Below are 19,954 nucleotides of genomic sequence, written 5' to 3'. Positions count from 1 at the left end.
AACCTCGCCCGCCTTGGGGCCTTCAAGGTTCACATCCATAACTTCCAAAGGTTTGCCAGCCTGAACGGCAACGGCGGCACGCGTACGCATGATCAGAGCTTTCGTTTCTGAACCGGAGCGTCGCAAAGGCCACGTTCCAGTGGAGCGGAAGGAAGGCCACCCGATCTCGCAGGGCGGCATTCCCATCTGTCCAAGAGGGCTAGTGGATCAGCCCGCTGATTCAACTTCGGCGATGTAATCGCGTTTCTCGCCGGTGTGAACCAGACCGGTATTGTGGCCGCCATGCGCCTCGGTGCCTTTCAAAACCGCGGTTCGGCGTGTGAACGTTACTTTCAACTCACCGCCCAGAACCTGACGGATCGTTTCATACTGCCACTTACTCACCTGCTTCGCTGCCGGGCGTTCCGAGATCTTCTCGAACCAGGCGCGTGTTTTGGGATGCTTGGCCCAAACGGTATCGGGGATGATGCCACCCGCCTCGTGCGACACGAATTCATGGAATGCGGCCAGATCGCCATAGCTGATCTGGTTGCCGCACAGATATTCGGTATCCTTCAACCAGTAGTTTTCCAGCAAATCCATCGCCTCGTACAGCAGGTGTTTGCCCTTGCGTACCTCGGCGGTGAAATCCTTGTCAGTGCCATAGATCATCGGCGCGAAGATCGTCCAGTGGAAGGCGCCCCCGCCTAACCGCAGCGTGTATGCGTACCACTGTACGAACATGTTGATCCGCGTACGCTCAAGCAGGTTGCCACCGAACCAATGATCGGGGCAGTCGTATTTTTCGTTCAGATAGCGTCCGATGGCGACATTTTCCCAGACCCGTAGATCGCCGTCACACAGGATCGGCACCTGACCGGTCGGGTTGTATTCATCCCTGAATTCCTGCCTTTCGTTAATGTTGGTCGTGATGTCGACGACTTCTTCCTCGTGCGGAATATTGTTTTCGATCAGGAATTGCAGCGCCGTTCGGCAGGGTTGCGAGGCTGGGTGGTGCAAAAGCCGGACTTTGTCTGTCATCTTGGGTTTCCTCTCTGTTGGACGTCCGGCTTTGCGCACCCTGTTTGACCGGGGCTGTGATACCGAACGTGTTTGCCGAATGAAGGTCAGCGCGGTGACATCATCGGGAAGCTGTTGATGTTGAACGTTAGCGTTGAGTGCGGCAATATGTCAACAAAATCCATTAAAAGATATAAAAGTATAACTATGTATAACCAATGCTAATGGACCTTGCTCACCATAGTCGGTTGGATATAGTGGAGGTGGGAGCAATTGTTTTGGCGCGGGAATTATCTGTGAGTTCAATAAGCTGCGGGAATTACCCACCCCTGCAGCAACCCGGCGTCAGATACCGCAAATATGTCACAAGGAGCGAACGTGGCCATACAACCTGATCCAAGCGCAGAGCTTCTGAACATCAAGGAAGCCGCCGCCATCCTGAAAGTCAGCGAAGCGTCATTGCGACGCTGGACCAATTCAGGACGTTTGGTGTGTCAGCGCATTGGCGTCAAGAAAGAGCGCCGTTTTCGCCGCGAGGATTTGATGGCCTTCCTTGACGGTAACGTCACGACGGATGGCGAAACCTCTCAGAATGGCCGCCCTAGCGAAGTACTGCTGGAAGGTGTGGCCATCGAATACGGCAATCACATCTGCACGCTTTACGAAAACGATCTGGGGCGGCTGAAATGGTCGGTGCCGTTTCTCGCCGATGGTCTGCGTAATGGCGACGCGTGCTTTTTAATCGCAACGGACAAGGTGCGAACCGAAATTTTGAGTCACATCGGTCAGGCGTGGGACGGGTTGCCTAATGCGATCGAAACTGGCCAACTCGTCCAAAGCTGCGGTCTGCCTGATGGTGAAGAGATGTGTCGCTTTATCGAGCGCAGCATCTTTACGGCCACCCGCGCCGGATGGCGCAGCTTTAGGTTGCTGGGCGACATGAGCTGGTGTCTGGATCTGGGCATGAGCCATGAGGAGTTGTTTGCTTACGAGCGACAATTCAATCACGAGATCGGGCATCGTCATCCCTTGGTCAGCGTTTGCCAATACGATACGCGTGATTTCACCGGGTCCGCAGTGCTTAACGCGCTGAAATGCCATGAGGACACGTTCAGATTTCCACTGTCGCGGTTCCTCGCTTCTTGAAGGTATTGGTCTTAGTGGGTATTGGGAATACAAACTAAGCCTATGCTTGCTGCGAGAGGATCAGGCGTAGTTATCCGCTAAATTGATAGTGTCGCCGTGTTTGATCAGCGTGAGCGCGTCACAAATGCCCGCGATTCCGGATCGCAGACTCGTGACATTATCCATGTACGGTATGGCCAAGTTCTATTTTGTATGGTTTGGTCGGGCACCCCGTTTGTAGGGATGCCACAGGGCTAGATGCTACCAAGCAGTAATTGCAAATCAGATTGTGCCGAGCTCAACGTCTTTGCCGCCTTTGATGACGAAATGTGCGAAGGGCCGGTCTTTCAGGTTGCCGTCTGGGTGGAAGGCGACATCCATGCCGTAACCTGTGTAATTTACTGCCGTGCCTGCACGAACAGCTTCGAGCAGGGGAACAGCACCGCCGACATCTGACCCACCGCCATTTGTGATGCTCAGGATTTCCTTGGTGTAAACCGTGGCATCCGGCGTGCCCGCCTTTTCCATCGCTGCCACGTGAACGGCCATCGAATCCGCGCACAGGGCCGAGAAGGGCAGGAAGGTACCGGGTTCGACGCCCATCAGGCCCTCGAATTCTTTGTAGGCCGCCGACGAGCTGTCATTGGTGGCTTGAAGGTGGTTGATGCCTTCGCCTACTTCTGCGCCGACGGCTTCAATGAACTTACCGCCGCCGTTCACACCGGCGCTGGCGGCGATGGTTAGGGTGTATAGTTCGGCCTCGTATCCACCTCGGAACCATTCCTTGGCGATCGAGGTAAACTGGGTGACATAGGCAGGCAGGAAGACGGCGGTGACATCTTCGCTCATAACCTTGTCGACCTCGGCGCGGAAGCTGGGCTGATCGGGTTTGACCTCGGCCTGTACCACCACTTCGCCACCACCTGCTTCGATGGTTTCCACGAAGGGGCCGATCATTGACTGGGTGAACGCCGTCTGCACCGCCAGAATGCCGACCTTCTTGTAGCCCGCCGCCAGCATCGCCTTGGCCGGGGGCACACCCCACTCGCGGCCTGTGGCCTGAAAGCGCCAGATCAGACCGCCATGATCACCTTCGGTGATCGCATCCGCCGCGCCCAGGCAGCTGACCGAGACACCTTTTTCGATGGCCAGCGGTTTGACCGCCAGCGTCGGACCCGAGCCCCACATGCCAACAATGGCGCTGACCTGATCCACGTCCAGCAGCTTGCGCGCGGCGCGCACGGCGGCGGTAGGGTTGGTTTCGCTGTCTTCGGCGATGATCTCGATCTGGCGGCCATCCAGAATGCCGCCCGCGTCGTTGATCTGGCCTGCAACGACCTGCGCCGCCTTGACGATGTTGGGGCCGTAAGATGCCCCGCCGCCGGTCAGGGGCGAGATCATGCCGATCTTTACCGGCGCGTTCTGCGCCAGCGCGGGCAGCGGCAGGGTCGTGGCGGCAAGTCCTGCCGCTGTTGTGCCCAGAAACCGCCTGCGGTTCATGATCAGTTTTGTCATCACTCTGTCCTCCTCTGAGTGGTCATGTGCTGGCGGGGACCTCCTCGACCCCCGGTTCCAGCGTCAGTTGCAATGCGTCGTTGAAACGGTTGAACGCGCCGCACAGCGCGATGCGCCAGGTCAGTTCGACGATCTGCGCATCGGTGAAATGGACGCGCAGGTCGGTGACCTCGGCATCCCGCATCCGGTTGGCGCGGGTGGTGACGGCCATGGCATAGCGCACCACCATCTTGTCCACTGCGTCCAGTTCGGGGTGATCGACCACATCCGGCAATCGGGCGATGCCTTCGGCGCTGAGGCCCGAGACCTCTAGCATCGGCGCGTGGTGCGAGATGCAATAGGTGCATTCGTTCAGCTTTGACACGGTCACCAGCGCCAGTTCCAGCGCGCGGCGGGGCAGCACCGCCTCGTCCCGCAGGTCCAGCAACATACCGAACAGGTGTTTCAGGATCACCGGACGGTGCGCCATCGCGCCGACCAGATTGCCGAATGGACCGTAGCGGCCCATCTCGTCAAAGACGGTGCGGGCCTCATCCGAAAGGGTGTCAGCCGAGAGGGGAGAAATCCGGCTCATGACAGTTCTCCGTCTTTCGCCTGCAGGCGGTATTCACGCATGAAACCCTGCGGGCGGTAGATCAAAAGAAGGATGAGGCCCACGCCGATCAGGATCAGGCGCAGTGATGCGGCCTGTCCTGCGTCCAGAAACGGCATGAGGTCTTTCAGGAAACGGGTGCCTTCCAGCAGCACCATCACCGATACCGCGCCGATCATCAGGCCGGTGTTTGACCCGCGCCCGCCCGCAATCACAGCCATAAAGGCATAGGCGGTGACGAACGCGCCGAACTGCGTGGGGTCGATATAGCTGAAGTAAAAGCTGTGCAGGCTGCCCGCCGCGCCGATGATCGCACCGCCCGCGGCAAAGGCCCGAACGCGGAAGGACAGCGTTGTCTTGCCCAGCGTCGCGGCGACCAGATCATCCTCGCGCAGCGCCCGCAGGACACGCCCGAAGGGTGAGACAGTCAGCAGTTGCGCGAAGACAAAGCACAAGGCAAAGACCGCGACTGAAATGGCTAGGAACATCAGTTCGTAATTCAGGCCCGAGGCAACGCCGGACAGCGGTCGGGGGATGCCGGGCAAGCCGTTGGCACCACCGGTCAGCCAGGTCTCGTTCAGCAGGAACAGGCGGACGGCCTCGGCAAAGGCCAGCGTGGCGATGGCCAGATAATCCTCGCGCAATCGGGCCGAGACCAACGCCACCAGCGCCGACAGGATTACGGTCACGATCACCGCCAGCCCGGCGGCGATCAGCGCGGGCACCCCGGCCAGCGCCGACAGACCCGCGACATAGGCGGCAACAGCGAAGAAGCCGAAGATGCCGAAATTGACCATCCCGGCCTGACCCCATTGCAGGTTCAGCGCCAGCCCGATCAGGGCCGAGATGATAACGAAGATAAGAATTGCGGTGAGATAGCCGATCATCTGCTGATCCTCGCTTTGCCAAACAGTCCATGCGGGCGCAGCAACAGCACCAGGACGATAATCATGAAGGCCACGGCCTGACGGTAGGTGGTAGGCAGGATCAGGGTCGACAGCTCTTCGGCTACACCGATCAGCAGCGCGCCGACGACGGCCCCCAGCGGATTGCCGATGCCGCCCAGAATGACCGCGGCAAAGACCGGCAGGATGTAGTTCCAGCCCATCAGCGGATCGACCACGCCGTCCATACCCACCAGCACTCCGGCAAAGCCCGCCAGCACACCCGAGATCGCCCAGACCGCCGCGATGACGTAGTTGCGATTGATGCCCCGCACGCCCGCCAGATCAGGGTTGTCCGATACGGCTCGCATGGCGCGGCCCAGCGGGGTGCGCATCAGAATGAACCACACCGCGACCATGGCCAGAAGCGCGACGATGACGATGGTGATCTGTTCGTTATTGACGCGCATCCCCATCCAGCGATGCGGGCGCGCCACGGCGATGTCATAGCCGCGAATGTCCGACCCCCACAGGAACCGCACCACATTCTCCAGCACGAAATAGACCCCCATCGACGCCACCAACAGCGTCACGTGGTCCGAATTGCGCAGCGGTTTATAGACCAGCCGATCCGTCAGCAGCGCGACCGAGGCCAGCCCGACCGCCCCCAGCCCGGCGGCCAGCAGCAGCGGCGCGCCGATATCGACGTTGAAGAACAAGGCGATGTAAGCGCCCATTGTGATCATCGAGCCGATGGCGAAATTGGGAAAGTTCAGCACGCCGTAGGTCAGCGATAGCGCGATGGCGGGCAGGGCCACCAAAAGCCCCGAGACCACGCCGTTCAGCAGGATATGCAACATCAGACGGTCTCCGCCGCTGCGGCATCCGCCGTACCCATATAGAGCGCGTGGATATCCGGATGGTTGAGGAAATCGGGGGCGGGCATCTGCGCCCGGACCTGACCCGACACAAGCACGATAGCGGTTTCCGAGATCACCATCGCCTCTTTCACATTCTGTTCGATCATCAGGATCGACACGCCCGCATCGTTCACGGCCTTTACGGCCTGAAACATTTCGGCCACGTATTTCGGGCTGAGGCCCGCGCTGGGTTCATCCAACAACAGCATCGAGGGGTCGGGCATCAGCGCGCAACCGAAGGCCAGCATCTGCCGCTGCCCGCCAGACAGGTTACCGGCCATGTCGCCCTCGCGGTGGGCAAGGTCGGGAAAGATGTCGAACACCCGCTCGCGCGCGGCTTTCAGGCCCTTGGTGTTCTTGGCGATGAACTCATAGGCCAGCGTCATGTTCTCACCGATGGACATGTTGCGGAACACGTTGTGTTCCTGTGGCACATATCCCAACCCGGCGCGCGCCTTGGAGGGCGCGTTCAGCCGTGTCACATCGGCCCCGTTCAGCGTGATGGTCCCGCCGCGCGGTGTCAGCAGGCCGACCAGCGATTTGATCAGCGTCGACTTGCCCGCCCCGTTTGGCCCCACGATGGTCGAGATCGCACCCTCGGACACGGTGAACCCCGCACCCTTGATGATATCGCCGCCGCTGCCGTAACCGGCGCGCAGGGCATCGACTGTCAGGATCGGATTGCTCATCACACCATGCTCCCCAGATAGGCTTCCAGAACGCGTGGGTCGGTGGTGACCTGCGCGAACGAGCCGTGCATCATCTCGCGCCCTTCGGTCATCACGTAGACGCTGTCGCACAGACGTTCGATCATCTCCATGTCGTGCTCGACGATGGCAAACGTGACGCCCTCGGCCTTGAGCGACAGGATGAAGTCGGCCAACACGCCCTCCATCGTCGGCGCGACACCGGCGGCGGGTTCGTCCAGCAGGATGACCTTGGGCGACAGCATCATGGCGCGCAGCACTTCCAGCAGCTTTTTCTGACCGCCAGACAGGTTCGCCGCCGACTGATCAGCCAGTCGCCACAGATCGACCCGCTCCAGCAGGGCGCGGGCGTGTTCGATGGCTTTCTCTTCCTCGGCGCGGATGCGGGCGCGGGAAAACAGCGAGGCGGCGATGCCTTCGCCCAGTTGTCCAGGGCGTGCCAGCAGCAGGTTTTCCAGAATGGTCAGCGCGCCCAGATCGCGGCTGATCTGAAAGGTACGCACCAGCCCCTGTTCGGCCAGCTTGTGCGGCGGAAGGCCGGTGATGTCGGTGCCGTCCAGCACCACCTTGCCCGCGTCAGGGCGAAAAGCGCCGCCGATGGTGTTGAACAGGGTGGTCTTGCCCGCCCCGTTGGGGCCGACAATCCCGGTCACCTGTCCCGTGGGTATGTCAATTTGCCCGACGTTCAGCGCCTGAAAGGCCCCGAATTTCTTTGTCAGGCCTGAAATCTTCAGCACGCGTCTCCTCCCGTGTTCCAGGTTTTCTGCGCCTTGCCGTCGGTCGCGTAGGTCAACCAGTAATCCGACAATTGCTTGGGTGTGTGTTTGATGCGGTGGCTCAGCAGCGCCTGTGCGCAGGCGGCCAGCTGCGCGGCATGCGTCGGGTCTTGGGCCAGATTGTCGTGGCAATGCGGGTCCGCATTCAGGTCGTAGAGCAGCGCGGGTTGCGCCGGGAAATGGATGTAAAGCCAATCCCGCGACATCAGCGCGGTGAAACAGCAGTCGTCCACGTGATCCGGCAGCAAGCGCTTCAGATCAGGGTTCAAGCGGAGCTCGCGGAAATCGGTCTCCCACACCGTATGCCAGCGCCAGTTCTTGGGCGGTTTGCCCTGCAGGAACGGGGTCAGGGAACGCCCGTCGCATTGCGGCGCGGGCTGGCCGATCGCATCAGCGATGGTAGGCAGGATGTCGATGGTTTCGGTGAATGCGTCGCTCTCGGTGCCGTGGCTGGCCGGATGGCGCGGATCTCGGATCATCAGCGGCACATGGAACAGGCCAGGGAACGGCCCGCGCCGCCCATAAATCCAGTTTTCGCCCAACTGGTCAGCATGGTCCGAGGTGAAGATGATCAGCGTTTCGTCATACTGCCCACTGGCCTTGAGATCGGCGATCAGCGTGCCGAATTTCTCATCCACCTCGGCCATGTTCCCGTAATAGGCGGCACGCATCTTACGGTCGTGGTCGTCGGTCACCTGATCGGATGTGAGGTCGGTGCGGAAATAGCGCTTGGCCCCGTAGGCAGCAAGAGATGCGGCCAGAAACGGGTGGCTTTCGGCCACTTGCGCGGGGGCATGGAGTCGTGCCGGAGTCGTCAAGTTCGCGGGTTCGAACAAACGATTGAATGGTTCGGGCGCAACCATCGGCGGGTGCGGACGCAGGCAGTTGAGGTTCACGAACCACGGTTGCGTGCCCATCTCGGTGATGTATTCCCGCGCTGCGCCAAACATGAAGGCTGTGTCGCTGAATTTCGCCGGGTATTGGCAGGGTGCGTCCGGCTGCGCGGGGTCATAGCCGCCCCTGGGCAGAAAGACGCTTTCGGGATCGTCGTCCTGTTCGATCTCGACACCGTGCTCCTGCAGCCAATCGCGCCACGCGGCAAAACCGTCGTGGTAGAAGAAACCGGCGCGAGTTTCGAAGCCGGGGCAGACCCAAGGCTGCAATTGCGCGGCGTTCTCAGGATCGTTGGGCGTATCGGTGTAGCCGAACAGAACCGGCGTGCGGTCGCTTTCTGCCACAAGATGTGCAAGGGTTGGAACGCTGGCAGGCAGCGGAGTTTCATTGCTGACCTGCCGGTGGTTCATCAGATATAAGCCCGTCAGCAGGGAGGCCCGCGACGGCCCGCAGGGTGCGGCCTGCGCGTGATGCCGACGGAACGACATCGCCTCGGCTGCGAAAGCGTCCAGATGCGGCGTTTTCACATCCGGATGCCCCCATGCGGCAATAGTATCCCCACGCCACTGGTCAGCAATGACCAGCAGCACGTTCCGAATTGTCGCCATTTTTCTCCTGTTTTCTCTAGCTCTTATCCTCGGCCATGGCCTGGATCGCGTGTCTGAAAGCGTTCTTGAGCGACGCCATCATCTCGGTTTCGAATTGTGGGCTGTGATAGACCAGTGATTGTACTTTGAGGCCGCGCAGGGCACAGAGCACTAGGTTGATACAATCGCGAATAGCCTCTTCTTCCCAGCCTTGAGCGGCGAAGGTTTCGTGCAAGATGGCGTAGTAGCTGTTGAACAGATCCCGCAATCCCTTGGCCACGGGTTCGGCCAGTTCTGCATCATTTCGCGCGGCCAATGTCAGTTCCAAAGAGGGGAGCACGACGTCATCGGCAAACATGTTTTCCCAAGCGCCATCGACAAAGGCATCGACATCAAATGCGCCATCCTTGAATTCGGCGACCAGCCCGCGCAGGCGTTCAGGCACTTTTTGCCATAGGTCGATCGCTGCATCGAGCAGCAGGGCGTTACGGTTGGGATAGTGATGAAACATCGCCCCACGGGATACGCCGGCCTGGCGGCAGATCTCGGGAGTTCCTGCGTTGCGGAAACCTTTTTCCATCAACGTCAGCAATGTTGCGCGCCGCAATCTGGCGCGCATCTCTTCACTCTTCTGTTGTTGTTTGCTTTGGGTCATAGGCTTTCGAATCATCCTCGGGGTCGAGGTTGATTTACGTTAGGGCGGCGTACACGTCTTGGTCAAATAAAAAACAGTCATGTATGTTTTTTATTTAATGCCGGAGCAGGCTTTCGTTGGAAAGGGCCGTTTGCGATGACTTTGCCAACTTATTGCAATTCCAAAGAATTCACGTTGCCGAAAAGGGAATAGAAGCACCTTTAGTGGTAATCGTAATTGGATTGCGAAATCGCTGAATTGGGGGCTGACTGCTTTGCTGATCCGATGGCGTTGTGTACCGGTATTTCGCATACAGCCAGATCGTAAACAGCCTCGGTCGTTTCGGTAGGCATTTATAAGCAATCGAATCTGAGGGCTTAGGTTTGGTTGGTGCTGCAGCTACGAATCTACTTCGGTGATCATCGCGCATTGTAGAAAAAAACCTGCTCAGGGTTTGTGGAAAACGATCAACAAAACCCGTTAAACACGCTTCAAACAAAGAGGCCGATCCGCTTTGGCATTTCCGCAAGCAAAGGCTTGAGATACAAGCTAGAAAGTAATCTTAAGACCAGCGCCCAGCGATATTCAACATACAGGTATCTTCTTGCCCAGCGGACTAGCCCCAGCAGAACTGATCGCCATCCTGACCGCCGTGACTGACAATCAGCCACGCGTCATGACGTTGCGCGGTGGCGAGGCGCTGCCGTCTGGTCCCTTCGAGTCTTCGCATCGCAGCCTTCAGAGTGGTTTGCGCGCCTGGATTGAGGCGCAGACTGGTCATCCGGTGGGCTATCTTGAACAACTCTACACTTTTGCCGACAAGGACCGTGATCCGCGTTCTGACACTGCCGATGTTTCGCAGCGCATATCGATCAGCTATCTCGGTTTGGTGCGAGAGCAGGACGCCGCCGGTGCGGGACGTCCGGCCTGGCGTAGTTGGTATCAGTATTTCCCCTGGGAGGATCACCGTGATCGCAGTCCCGAGGTATTGCCGCATATCACCCGGCGTCTGACCGAATGGGCGGGCAGTGATCCATTGCTGATACAGCGCGTCGATTATCTTTTTGGTCTTAATGGCAAGACCTGGAACGAAGAACTGGCGTTGCAGCGTTACGAATTGATGTACGAGGCCGGATTGGTCGATGGTGCAGAGTTCGGTCGTCCCATGGCAGGCGACAACCGTCGCATCCTCGCCACCGGCATCTCGCGCCTGCGGGCCAAGATCAAGTATTCTCCGGTCGTGTTCGAGCTCATGCCTGAGAGCTTCACATTGTTGCAGCTGCAACGCACGGTCGAAGCGCTGTCAGGTCTGCACCTGCACAAACCGAATTTTCGCCGCCAGATCGACCAGCAGGAGCTGGTTGAAGAGACCGGTGAAATGTCCAGCGGTACCGGCGGGCGACCGGCGCGTCTGTTCCGCTATCGGCCAGCTATTCTCGAAGCTCGTATGTTATCAGCAGCAAGGTTACCGCTCTCAAGGTCGTGAGCCTTGCTTGACATAATCTCGAATCGAGAATAATCACAGCTTCGATGTACTCGAATCGAGTATAAATGGAGAAGCCAATGAAAGATTTCCATCTTCCGGAGCTATATGACCGGGTCAAGCAGATCATTCCGCCACCTGAATGGATGCTGTTTGAAGAGGATCTGGAAGCCATCCTCGAACTCAAGCGCGAGAAGAATGCGGTTATCCTCGCCCACAACTACCAAACACCGGAAATCTTCCACGGTGTGGCTGATATCGTAGGCGATAGCCTTGCCCTTGCGCGCGAAGCCGTCGAGGTCGACGCCGATGTTATCGTGCTGGCGGGCGTGCATTTCATGGCTGAAACCGCCAAGTTACTAAACCCTGAAAAAACGGTGCTGATCCCGGATACGGGTGCGGGTTGTTCATTGGCGGATTCGATCACGCCCGAGGATATTGCCCTGTTGCGTGAAGCTCATCCCGGTGTGCCCGTGATCACCTATGTCAACACGTCGGCAGCTGTGAAGGCAGCATCGGATATCTGCTGTACTTCGGGCAATGCGGTGAAAGTGGTGGAATCCCTCGGGGTGCCGCGCGTGCTGATGATACCGGACGAATATCTTGCCAGAAACGTCGCCAAAGAAACCGATGTAGAACTGATCGCCTGGCACGGACATTGCGAAGTGCACGAGTTGTTCACCCCGGAAGACGTACGCACGATGCGCGAGGCGTGGCCAGGCGTCACCGTATTGGCCCATCCCGAATGTCCGCCCGATGTGGTGGCCGAGGCGGATTTCTCGGGCTCTACCGCGGTAATGTCGGATTTCGTCGGCGACAAGAAACCGGCGCGGGTTTGTCTGCTGACCGAATGCTCCATGAGTGACAATGTGGCGCTGAACCACCCGGATGTGGAGTTTGTGCGTCCCTGCAACCTGTGCCCGCATATGAAGCGCATCAGCCTGCGCAACATCCGCGAGGCGCTGGAGTTTGGGCGTCACGAGGTCACCGTTGATCCGGCAATCGCCAATGATGCGCGCCGCTCGGTAGAACGGATGCTGGCGGTGAAATGATCCGGCTGGAAGGGCTTCATGGCCGAACCGCCATCGTCGGTGGCGGCATCGCCGGGCTGATGGCCGCGCTGGAATTGGCACCGCAACCGGTGGTGCTGATCACCCGCGATGGGTTGGGGCAGGAATGTAGCAGCGCTTGGGCGCAAGGGGGGATTGCTGCCGCCTTGGCGTCGGACGACGATCCTGCATTACACCTGTCCGATACCTTGCGAGCCGGGGACGGTCTATGTGACCAAACTGTCGTCTCCGGCATCCTGTCGGAAGCGAGGGAGGCGATCGCCGTATTGGAGAACCATGGCGTTCGCTTCGACAGAGCCGCAGACGGCGCCTTTGCATTTGGGCGAGAGGCAGCACATTCGCGCCGCCGCATCCTGCATGTTGGCGGCGACCGCACCGGAGCCGAAATCACGTCAGCCCTGACGCGTGCCGTGCGACGATCTCCGTCGATCACCTGCCTGACCGGTGTCGAGGTCCGGCGGTTGATGACAACCGACGGGCGCGTCAGCGGCATTCATCTGCAAAATGGTGATCATGCCGAGGTTCTGCGCACCGCTCAGGTCATCATGGCAACTGGTGGCTGTGGCGGTCTGTTTGACGCCAGCACCAACCCTTCGGGCAATATCGGTCAGGGCGTCGTGATGGCCGCACGTGCGGGAGCGGCTTTGCGGGATATGGAATTCGTGCAGTTTCACCCCACTGCACTCGATAGCGTGCGAACACCCTTGGCTTTGATCAGCGAAGCCGTGCGAGGTGAGGGTGCCACACTGATCGACCAGACTGGCACGCGCTTCATGGCGCATACTCCGGATGCGGAACTGGCCCCACGTGACGTGGTTGCCCGTGCCGTGCATCGGGTGATTTCGGAAGGTGGAAAGGCGTTTCTCGATGCGCGTGCAACGCTTGGCTCTGGTTTTGCACAGCGTTTCCCCAGCATTCACGCCCTGTGCGCCGCCCATGGTATAGACCCCGTGCGCGAACCGATCCCGATACGACCGGCAGCGCACTACCATATGGGCGGTATTGCTGTCGACGAGGGCGGGTGCAGTACGCTGCCGGGCCTCTGGGCTATTGGCGAATGCGCGGCCACGGGCTTGCATGGTGCCAATCGCCTCGCCAGCAACTCACTGCTGGAGGCGGTGGTGATGGGGCGTCGCGCTGCGCGCAGCATTGTCGGGCGAGAGATGCAAATCCTTCTGACTGCGCCCGAACCTGAGAGGTTGCCTAGGACAGATCTCAACTCGGTGCAGCCTCTGGCTTCGCAACATCTGGGCGTGATCCGTAACGGGGTGGGGCTGCGTCGTGCCATCTCGGACTTGTTGCCGCTGGTTCATGCGGGCGGACGCGCCTCTGATGCAGCTCTCGTCGCGCTTTCAATTGCGGTTTTCGCCGAACGACGCTGTGAATCGCGCGGCGGGCATTATCGCAGTGATTTCCCCGAACCAGCAACTGCAGCGCAATCAAACTTGATGACATTGACCGAGGTTTTGGCCCGTGCCAACTCGGTCAGCGAACACCCCTTGCCAAGGACTGCCTGAACCATGACCCACATGCCCCTTGCACCGTTGCCCCGGCTGATGCTTGAACCAATGATCCGCCGCGCGCTGGATGAGGATCTGGGCCTGGCTGGTGATTTCACTTCGACCGCTGTTATTCCGGATGATCATTTCTCGGAGGTTGTGGCCCGGGTGCGGCAATCCGGATGCATTGCCGGATTGGATTGCGCAGAGCTTGCCTGCTCACTGGTTGATCCGGCTATCACAATGACCCGCCATGTCGAGGACGGCGACCCCGTCGCGCCGGGCACGATCATCGCCACGTTCGAAGGTCCATCGCGCAGCCTTCTGATCGCCGAGCGCACCGCACTCAACTTCATGGGACACCTGTCGGGTATCGCCAGCGTAACCGCCGATCTGGTGCACCGCATCGAAGGTACACATGCCGCCATCGCCTGCACCCGCAAGACCACCCCCGGTCTGCGCGCGCTTGAAAAATATGCGGTGCGTGCAGGCGGTGGCATGAACCACCGCTACTCCCTGAGTGACGCAGTGCTGATCAAGGACAATCACATCGCCATTGCCGGGGGCGTTGGCCCGGCCCTGACCAGAGCGAGGCATACGGTGGGCCATATGGTCAAGATCGAGATCGAGGTCGATACGCTGGAGCAACTGGCCCAAGTGCTGGAGATCGGTGCCGATGCGGTGCTTCTCGACAACATGAATCCGGCAACCCTGCGCAGTGCGGTGGAGATGATCGACGGGCGAGCCATCGCCGAAGCCTCGGGTGGGATCACCCCTGACAGCGTGCGGGCCGTGGCGGAAACCGGGGTCGATCTTATTTCAATGGGTTGGATCACTCATAGCGCGCCTTGCCTGGACATCGGTCTCGATTTCGTCGCGAAGCGTCGCTGACGTTTCCGCAGGCGTAGGCGCCGTTGAATTTAGGGATCGCTGCAGATTGCGGACCATTGCAGGCAGGGCATCATTATCGCTGAACCCGTCCCGCCTAGATCACGGGTGGCACCTTCGATACACAGATGATGTGCTGCGGCAGGCGTATCAATGAGCCCTCGATGACGGGTGCGCCAGGTATCATGGCGGTAAAATGCGTGCCGTCGGGGTCGAAGGTGAGCCGCATATCGGTAAACGCAAGAACTTTGCCCATCAACGGATAGACCGCCTTATAGGCACTTTCTTTGGCGCAGAATATCTCTATGCCGCGCAGGTTCTGTTCGACCGCTGGCTGAGCTGCCAGCCAAGATAGTTCGGCGGGCGTACAGATGATATCGAGCATCTCACGATCCAGAGGGGTGTTGGGTTCGACATCCACGCCGATACCCTGCGCAATCTGAGGTCGGGTGACGAGGGCGATGCAAAGATCGGCGCAATGGGTGATTGAACCGATAATGCCCGGCGGCCAGATCGGGCTGCGGTCAGGTGCGCTGGGGATGGCCACGGCAGGTTGGCCGATCTGATCCAGGGCTTGCCGGGCTGCCACGCGCCCGGCAGTGAACTCAACTCGACGGGCCTTTACGGCGCGGGCGATTGTGGGTTCTTCCTCCGGCAACAGCTGCCCGATTGAGACGGCTGGGTCGGTGACAGCGATCCCCACACCTGCACCGAGAATCCGGCGCAGGGGGGCGATGATCGCATCCGGGTCGATCATACCGATGTTTGGCGCCGGGATCGCATCTGTCGACGACGGGCCATCGCATCGCTGCGCTCAGCAGCGCGTTCTGCCTTGGCCGCGGCAACCTCTTCCGCATTTTCTGCCGGGGCGGTGCCTTCGGTTTTCTGATCCACGACGTCAGCAAGCGCGGATAGGGTGGGGCAGCGGAAGATGTCGGTAATGCTGAGCGATGGCACGTCCAGCTCGGTTCGGATCTCGCGATGCGCCTGAACCGCCAGCAACGAGTGCCCGCCCAGATCAAAGAAGCTGTCCCGCCCGGTCACACCGGTGACGCCCAGAATACGTTCCCAGATCGCAGCGATTTTTTGCTGATTGCTGCCACTTGCTGCGGGCTGAGCCGCGCCCACGGGGCTGCTGACCCGTCGTGGCGCCGGGGCGGGAAGGGCCTTGCGGTCGATCTTCTTGTTCGGCGTTAGCGGGAACTGCTCCAGCGTCACAAAATGCGCCGGGACCATGAAATCCGGCAGTTGCGCAGAAAGTGCTTCTTTCAACGCCGTTTCCACAATGGGTGCATCGGTGATCAGATAAGCGACCAGTTGAACCACCGAAGGCGTATCTTCGCGGGCGATGACGACCGTTTGGCGAATGCCCGGGCAGGCGTCCAGCAAGCTTTCGATTTCGCCCAGTTCGATGCGATAGCCGCGCAGCTTGACCTGATGGTCGGCACGGCCCAGGAAGTCCAATTTGCCATCGGCGCGCCAGCGAACCAGATCGCCCGTGCGATAGAGCCGCTCGCCGGGCAGGCCCGAGAATGGGTCCGGCACGAACCGTTCGGCCGTCAAATCTTCGCGCTGCCAATAACCACGCGCAACACCGGCACCACCGATGTAAAGCTCTCCGGCCGAGCCGATCGGAACCGGGTCCATGGCGTCGTTCAGAACGTAAACCTGAGTGTTCGCAATCGGGGTACCGACATTGACCACACCGGCAACAGGTTCTGCCATTTCGGTGGTGGACCATATGGTGGTTTCGGTCGGGCCATACATGTTCTGTATCTGCGCCTGCGTGATCTTGTTCAGCTCTGACACCAACGCGCCGGGCAAGGCTTCACCGCCGACCATCATATGTTTCAACTGACCCAGCGCATAGCGCGCCTCGTCATTCATTACCAGCATCTGCGCCATCGAGGGGGTGCATTGCATATGCGTGACCTTATGGCGGATGATTTGCGCAGCGATGGAATAGTCGTTATCGTCCAGCGCGGTTTCCAGATTTGCCAGCCGCAGGACCTCGGCCAGTGGGCGCAAACCGTCCAGCACTTGAGGGACTGGGATGCCATAGTCGATCAGGCATGTGATCTCATCGACGCCGATGCGCTTGAATTCCTCGACCCGTTGCAAACAATCCTCAATCGTGCCGAACAGGCCGGAATCTTCGAAATAGCGCTGGAAGGCGAAGTCCAGAATGCCTTCCAGCTCATCCTCGGAGAGGCTGCCAAGGTCCAGTTGGAACGGGTTGGTTACCCCTTTGGGTTTCTTGAACGCAGGGAAAGCCCACGCGTATTGTTTGATCAGGCCAGCAGCTGCGCGCAGGTAATCCTTCATCGGCTCGCGCGCGACCTCTCGCACCGCTTCGCGGTCTTCGCCGACGAACGTGTGCAGCATCAGGGTGACTTTGAAGTCTTTCGGGTCGTACCCGGCCTCGCGCAGCGCCTCATGGTAGATGCCGATCTTCTCCGACACCTCTTCGATGCTTTGGCCCAGAAGGTGGGTCAGAACATTGGCGCCAATGGCGCCTGCCTCGCGCCACGTATCGGGGTTGCCCGCTGTGGTGACCCAGATCGGAAGGATCTTCGACACCGGGCGCGGTTGGGTGACGACGCCGTGCATGTCGCCGGACTTGGTAGGGAACTCGACCGTTTCCCCGGCCCAAAGCTGGCGCAGGGTGGCGATGGATTCCAACATCGCAGGCTTGTTGTTGGGCGGAGTGTTTTCGGGACGCAGGACGAAATCATCGGGCTGCCAGCCCGACGCAATGGCAAGCCCGGCGCGCCCGTTGGTCAGGTTATCGATCACGGCCCATTCTTCGGCAATCCGGGCGGTGTGGTGCAGGGGTGCCACGCAGCTGCCTGCGCGCACACTGATATTCTGCGTGACGGCAGCCACGGCGGCACCGGTCACGGACGGGTTGGGGTAGGGGCCACCGAAAGCGTGGAAATGGCGCTCGGGCGTCCAGACAGCGCAGAAACCGTTCTGATCGGCAAACTGCGCGCCTTCTAGCAGCAGTTTGTACTTGTCGCGCCCGACGCCGTCATCATTGCCCCAATAGAACAGGCTAAACTCCATCCCGCGGCCCGTGATGGCCTTGGAATAATCCGCGTCGCCTGCAACCAGTGTGCGGTTTTCGTCGTCGCTGAGAACGATCTTGAACCCACGCGCCAGCGTCCAGAACAGCTCCAGAACCGAGATATCAAAGGACAGGCTGGTGACGGCCAGCCACACGCCGGGGGGGTCATGACGGATGCGCCCGTCCATGCCGGTGAAAAAGTTCGCCACATTGCGATGTTCGATCATCACGCCTTTGGGCCGCCCTGTCGAACCGGACGTATAGATCAGATAGGCGAGATCATCAGCGCTGACGCCGCTGTCGATATTCTCAACCCCGGCGGCGGCAATGCGGGGATCGCTGTCCAGTTCCAGAACCTGAGCGCTATGCGGGGGCAGATTACCGGCAAGGCTTGAATCGGTGACGACAACGGCCGCTCCGCTGTCTTCCAGATAAAGTGCGACGCGATCCGCTGGATAGGTCGGGTCGACGGGAACGTAAGCCCCGCCCGCTTTCAGGACAGCCAGCGCGCCGATCAGCAGAGCGGGGGAGCGGCGTGTATGCACGCCAACCAGAACTCCGGGTTTGACCCCCATATCTCGCAACACATGCGCCACGCGGTTCGCGGCGGCGTTCAGATCGGCATAGCTGTAGACCGTGTTCTCAAAAACCAGCGCTTCGGCGTCAGGGGTGCGCGTGGCCTGCGCCTCGAACAAATGATGCACGCATGAGGTCTGGTCGTAGTCGGTTGCGGTCGCGTTCCAGTCCAGAACGATCTGCTGCCGCTCGGGATCGGGCAGAATGGGCAGGTCGGCGACGGGGCGCTCGGCCATGCCAGGTTCGGCCAGCGCGGCTAGTAAGCTTTCCAGACGGGCCGAGAACAGGCGTTGCGAGGTCTCGTTCACTTGACCACCGTCGGCGATCAGGATCACCTGATCTCCGTTTTGTGTCAGAGTCAGACTGGTCCCGGGAACCAGCCCCGAAGCGACGGAGTTGGTGATGCCGATCTGCGGCGTCTGAACCGGTGCCGGGACACGGGCGGGCAGATCACAGGCAAACGGCCCGCGCACCTGAGCGTTGGCGCGCTCGGCATCGAATTTGGCGCAAGAGGCGGCAAAGCTGCTGCCCGTGCTGAACCGCACCGGAACCCAAGGCGACAGATGGGTGCTGTCGCCCGGCATCTGTTGCGCCAGATCGAGCGTATCGCTGTCGGCCAGACGGCAGAACAACGCGGCCAGCGCGCCGTTGATCTGCGCTTCGGTCACGCCTGCGGGGACGTGCAGCGTTTGCATTCGCGGCGCGCCTGACGCGGCGGAGGCGTCGATCATCGGAATGTCGGGATGGCTGAGCTGCTCCAGATCGGCCCGCCACGCGGGCTCCGAGGCGAGCGTCGAGGTCAGCTCTTTGCTCAACGCTTCAGCCTCTTCAACCGAGGGAGACGCTAGGGCTTTGCTGCCATTCGTGACCGTATCAGCCGAAACGGTCGCACCAAAGCAATCGCGGAATCCACTCAGCGCGACCGCGCCGTCAGCGGTGGCGATGGTCAGGCTGTCTTCGGTGCGCGACAGGATGGTGCCGGGGGTTTCGATGGCATCGGCCTCAGCCACGTCAGCCTTGCCAACCAGCCAGATGCGACCGCCGCGTTCCAGCTTGGCGCAACTCAGCGGGTTCCAGTATTCGCCGTGATCCAGCGCACGGACCATTGTCGCAACTTCTTGTGCCGATTTGATGAAATCCAGCCGTCCTGCTGCCGAAGGGCGCGCGTCTTTGGCAAAATAGCTGCGCAGGCTCAGGTCCTGTTTGGTCAGCGTGGGATGGTCACTTGCCAGTGTCCCAATCACTTCGGGAAAGCTGTCGATCGCAGCGGCATAGCATTTGGTGTTCAGCGTCAGCGCCGTCTCATTGGTGTCGATATCGAACATGCGCTGGGCGATAATGTCGCCTTCGTCCACGCCACCTGAAATCATGTGCCATGTGATGCCGTGCCGGGTCTCGCCGTTCAAAATCGACCATACCGGAGCGTTCAGCCCTGCATAACGCGGCAATGGGCCGTCGTGAAAGTTGACCGCGCCTTTGCCCGCTCGATCCAGCAGCGATTGCGGCAGAAGATCCAGATTGGCAATGCTGAGTAACCAGTCGAATGAGGTCTCACCCAGCCGGTCCTGCAAATCTTTACCAGGGGCATGAACGGGTTGGCCCTCAGCCTCAGCCCATGCGCGAACGTCGTCGTTTCGGGTCACTACGCCCTGAATGCCGTGACCCGCCTCGCGCAGCATGGTTCCACATTGAATCACAAGGGATTCGTGGCCGATCAAAAGCGTGGTAAACGACATCA

Annotated in this window: 16 protein-coding genes; 5 read left to right on the top strand and 11 right to left on the bottom strand. The window is 60.0% G+C overall.

All coding sequences use genetic code 11. The features are described from left to right. Positions 1–207 precede the first annotated feature (207 nt). On the bottom strand, positions 208–1,020 hold the full coding sequence (locus ACR0AZ_RS11365) for a glutathione binding-like protein (protein ID WP_480472303.1): 813 nt from the start codon (positions 1,018–1,020) through the stop codon (positions 208–210). A gap of 357 nt (positions 1,021–1,377) precedes the next feature. Here ACR0AZ_RS11365 and ACR0AZ_RS11360 point away from each other — a divergent pair, with 357 nt between their 5' ends. Beyond that, on the top strand, positions 1,378–2,145 hold the full coding sequence (locus ACR0AZ_RS11360) for an MEDS domain-containing protein (protein ID WP_480472304.1): 768 nt from the start codon (positions 1,378–1,380) through the stop codon (positions 2,143–2,145). Between the two features lie 261 nt (positions 2,146–2,406). Here the strand turns inward: ACR0AZ_RS11360 and ACR0AZ_RS11355 are convergent, their stop codons facing one another. Genes ACR0AZ_RS11355 through ACR0AZ_RS11320 form a run of 8 tightly spaced genes read right to left on the bottom strand, consistent with a single transcriptional unit; the run spans position 2,407 to position 9,618 of the window. Beyond that, positions 2,407–3,639, bottom strand: coding sequence for an ABC transporter substrate-binding protein (locus ACR0AZ_RS11355; RefSeq protein ID WP_480472305.1), 1,233 nt, complete (start codon positions 3,637–3,639; stop codon positions 2,407–2,409). Between the two features lie 22 nt (positions 3,640–3,661). Further along, entirely contained in the window at positions 3,662–4,213 is a 552-nt protein-coding gene (locus ACR0AZ_RS11350; RefSeq protein ID WP_480472306.1) for a carboxymuconolactone decarboxylase family protein, read from the bottom strand. Continuing rightward, positions 4,210–5,118, bottom strand: a complete 909-nt coding sequence (locus ACR0AZ_RS11345) for a branched-chain amino acid ABC transporter permease (RefSeq protein ID WP_480472307.1) — start codon at positions 5,116–5,118, stop codon at positions 4,210–4,212. Before ACR0AZ_RS11345 ends, ACR0AZ_RS11350 begins: the two co-directional genes overlap by 4 nt. Continuing rightward, the gene (locus ACR0AZ_RS11340) at positions 5,115–5,975 is read right to left on the bottom strand and encodes a branched-chain amino acid ABC transporter permease (RefSeq protein ID WP_480472308.1); all 861 of its coding nucleotides are present in this window, start codon (positions 5,973–5,975) and stop codon (positions 5,115–5,117) included. The genes ACR0AZ_RS11345 and ACR0AZ_RS11340 overlap by 4 nt, the downstream gene beginning before the upstream one ends. Then, positions 5,975–6,724 (bottom strand): ABC transporter ATP-binding protein, encoded by a 750-nt coding sequence (locus tag ACR0AZ_RS11335; protein ID WP_480667470.1) that lies wholly within the window; start codon positions 6,722–6,724, stop codon positions 5,975–5,977. The genes ACR0AZ_RS11340 and ACR0AZ_RS11335 overlap by 1 nt, the downstream gene beginning before the upstream one ends. After that, the gene (locus ACR0AZ_RS11330) at positions 6,724–7,479 is read right to left on the bottom strand and encodes an ABC transporter ATP-binding protein (protein WP_480472310.1); all 756 of its coding nucleotides are present in this window, start codon (positions 7,477–7,479) and stop codon (positions 6,724–6,726) included. The genes ACR0AZ_RS11335 and ACR0AZ_RS11330 overlap by 1 nt, the downstream gene beginning before the upstream one ends. Beyond that, the gene (locus ACR0AZ_RS11325; protein WP_480472311.1) at positions 7,473–9,020 is read right to left on the bottom strand and encodes a sulfatase-like hydrolase/transferase; all 1,548 of its coding nucleotides are present in this window, start codon (positions 9,018–9,020) and stop codon (positions 7,473–7,475) included. The genes ACR0AZ_RS11330 and ACR0AZ_RS11325 overlap by 7 nt, the downstream gene beginning before the upstream one ends. 16 nt (positions 9,021–9,036) lie before the next feature. After that, positions 9,037–9,618 carry a TetR/AcrR family transcriptional regulator gene (locus tag ACR0AZ_RS11320; RefSeq protein ID WP_480472312.1) on the bottom strand — a complete coding sequence of 194 codons (582 nt, stop codon included), beginning with the start codon at positions 9,616–9,618 and terminating at the stop codon, positions 9,037–9,039. Between the two features lie 619 nt (positions 9,619–10,237). Between ACR0AZ_RS11320 and ACR0AZ_RS11315 the strand changes: the two genes are divergently transcribed. From ACR0AZ_RS11315 to nadC, 4 genes are all read left to right on the top strand, one after another. After that, positions 10,238–11,119, top strand: a complete 882-nt coding sequence (locus ACR0AZ_RS11315) for an NUDIX hydrolase (RefSeq protein WP_480472313.1) — start codon at positions 10,238–10,240, stop codon at positions 11,117–11,119. Positions 11,120–11,196: 77 nt separating this feature from the next. Further along, positions 11,197–12,168: a quinolinate synthase NadA gene (gene nadA, locus ACR0AZ_RS11310; protein WP_480472314.1), complete on the top strand. Its 972-nt coding sequence runs from the start codon at positions 11,197–11,199 to the stop codon at positions 12,166–12,168. After that, positions 12,165–13,703 carry an L-aspartate oxidase gene (locus ACR0AZ_RS11305; protein WP_480667469.1) on the top strand — a complete coding sequence of 513 codons (1,539 nt, stop codon included), beginning with the start codon at positions 12,165–12,167 and terminating at the stop codon, positions 13,701–13,703. The genes nadA and ACR0AZ_RS11305 overlap by 4 nt, the downstream gene beginning before the upstream one ends. 12 nt (positions 13,704–13,715) lie before the next feature. After that, positions 13,716–14,576, top strand: coding sequence for a carboxylating nicotinate-nucleotide diphosphorylase (gene nadC / locus ACR0AZ_RS11300; RefSeq protein WP_480667468.1), 861 nt, complete (start codon positions 13,716–13,718; stop codon positions 14,574–14,576). A gap of 94 nt (positions 14,577–14,670) precedes the next feature. Here the strand turns inward: nadC and ACR0AZ_RS11295 are convergent, their stop codons facing one another. Next, positions 14,671–15,330 carry a 4'-phosphopantetheinyl transferase family protein gene (locus ACR0AZ_RS11295; RefSeq protein ID WP_480472317.1) on the bottom strand — a complete coding sequence of 220 codons (660 nt, stop codon included), beginning with the start codon at positions 15,328–15,330 and terminating at the stop codon, positions 14,671–14,673. Then, the gene (locus tag ACR0AZ_RS11290; protein WP_480667467.1) at positions 15,327–19,952 is read right to left on the bottom strand and encodes a MupA/Atu3671 family FMN-dependent luciferase-like monooxygenase; all 4,626 of its coding nucleotides are present in this window, start codon (positions 19,950–19,952) and stop codon (positions 15,327–15,329) included. Before ACR0AZ_RS11290 ends, ACR0AZ_RS11295 begins: the two co-directional genes overlap by 4 nt. Positions 19,953–19,954: the final 2 nt, after the last annotated feature.

The organism is Ruegeria sp. BE3, assembly GCF_056538865.1.
Note: the sequence above shows the minus strand (reverse complement) of the source record. Positions and strands in the feature narration are given on the sequence as shown.

Excerpts from the sequence above, each read along its gene's own strand:
- ACR0AZ_RS11355 (WP_480472305.1), bottom strand. The coding sequence starts at position 3,639 with ATGACAAAACTGATCATGAACCGCAGGCGGTTTCTGGGCACAACAGCG.
- ACR0AZ_RS11325 (WP_480472311.1), bottom strand. The coding sequence starts at position 9,020 with ATGGCGACAATTCGGAACGTGCTGCTGGTCATTGCTGACCAGTGGCGT.
- ACR0AZ_RS11335 (WP_480667470.1), bottom strand. The coding sequence starts at position 6,724 with ATGAGCAATCCGATCCTGACAGTCGATGCCCTGCGCGCCGGTTACGGC.
- ACR0AZ_RS11345 (WP_480472307.1), bottom strand. The coding sequence starts at position 5,118 with ATGATCGGCTATCTCACCGCAATTCTTATCTTCGTTATCATCTCGGCC.
- nadA (WP_480472314.1), top strand. The coding sequence starts at position 11,197 with ATGAAAGATTTCCATCTTCCGGAGCTATATGACCGGGTCAAGCAGATC.
- ACR0AZ_RS11350 (WP_480472306.1), bottom strand. The coding sequence starts at position 4,213 with ATGAGCCGGATTTCTCCCCTCTCGGCTGACACCCTTTCGGATGAGGCC.
- ACR0AZ_RS11295 (WP_480472317.1), bottom strand. The coding sequence starts at position 15,330 with ATGATCGACCCGGATGCGATCATCGCCCCCCTGCGCCGGATTCTCGGT.
- nadC (WP_480667468.1), top strand. The coding sequence starts at position 13,716 with ATGCCCCTTGCACCGTTGCCCCGGCTGATGCTTGAACCAATGATCCGC.
- ACR0AZ_RS11365 (WP_480472303.1), bottom strand. The coding sequence starts at position 1,020 with ATGACAGACAAAGTCCGGCTTTTGCACCACCCAGCCTCGCAACCCTGC.
- ACR0AZ_RS11305 (WP_480667469.1), top strand. The coding sequence starts at position 12,165 with ATGATCCGGCTGGAAGGGCTTCATGGCCGAACCGCCATCGTCGGTGGC.
- ACR0AZ_RS11320 (WP_480472312.1), bottom strand. The coding sequence starts at position 9,618 with ATGCGCGCCAGATTGCGGCGCGCAACATTGCTGACGTTGATGGAAAAA.
- ACR0AZ_RS11290 (WP_480667467.1), bottom strand. The coding sequence starts at position 19,952 with ATGTCGTTTACCACGCTTTTGATCGGCCACGAATCCCTTGTGATTCAA.
- ACR0AZ_RS11340 (WP_480472308.1), bottom strand. The coding sequence starts at position 5,975 with ATGTTGCATATCCTGCTGAACGGCGTGGTCTCGGGGCTTTTGGTGGCC.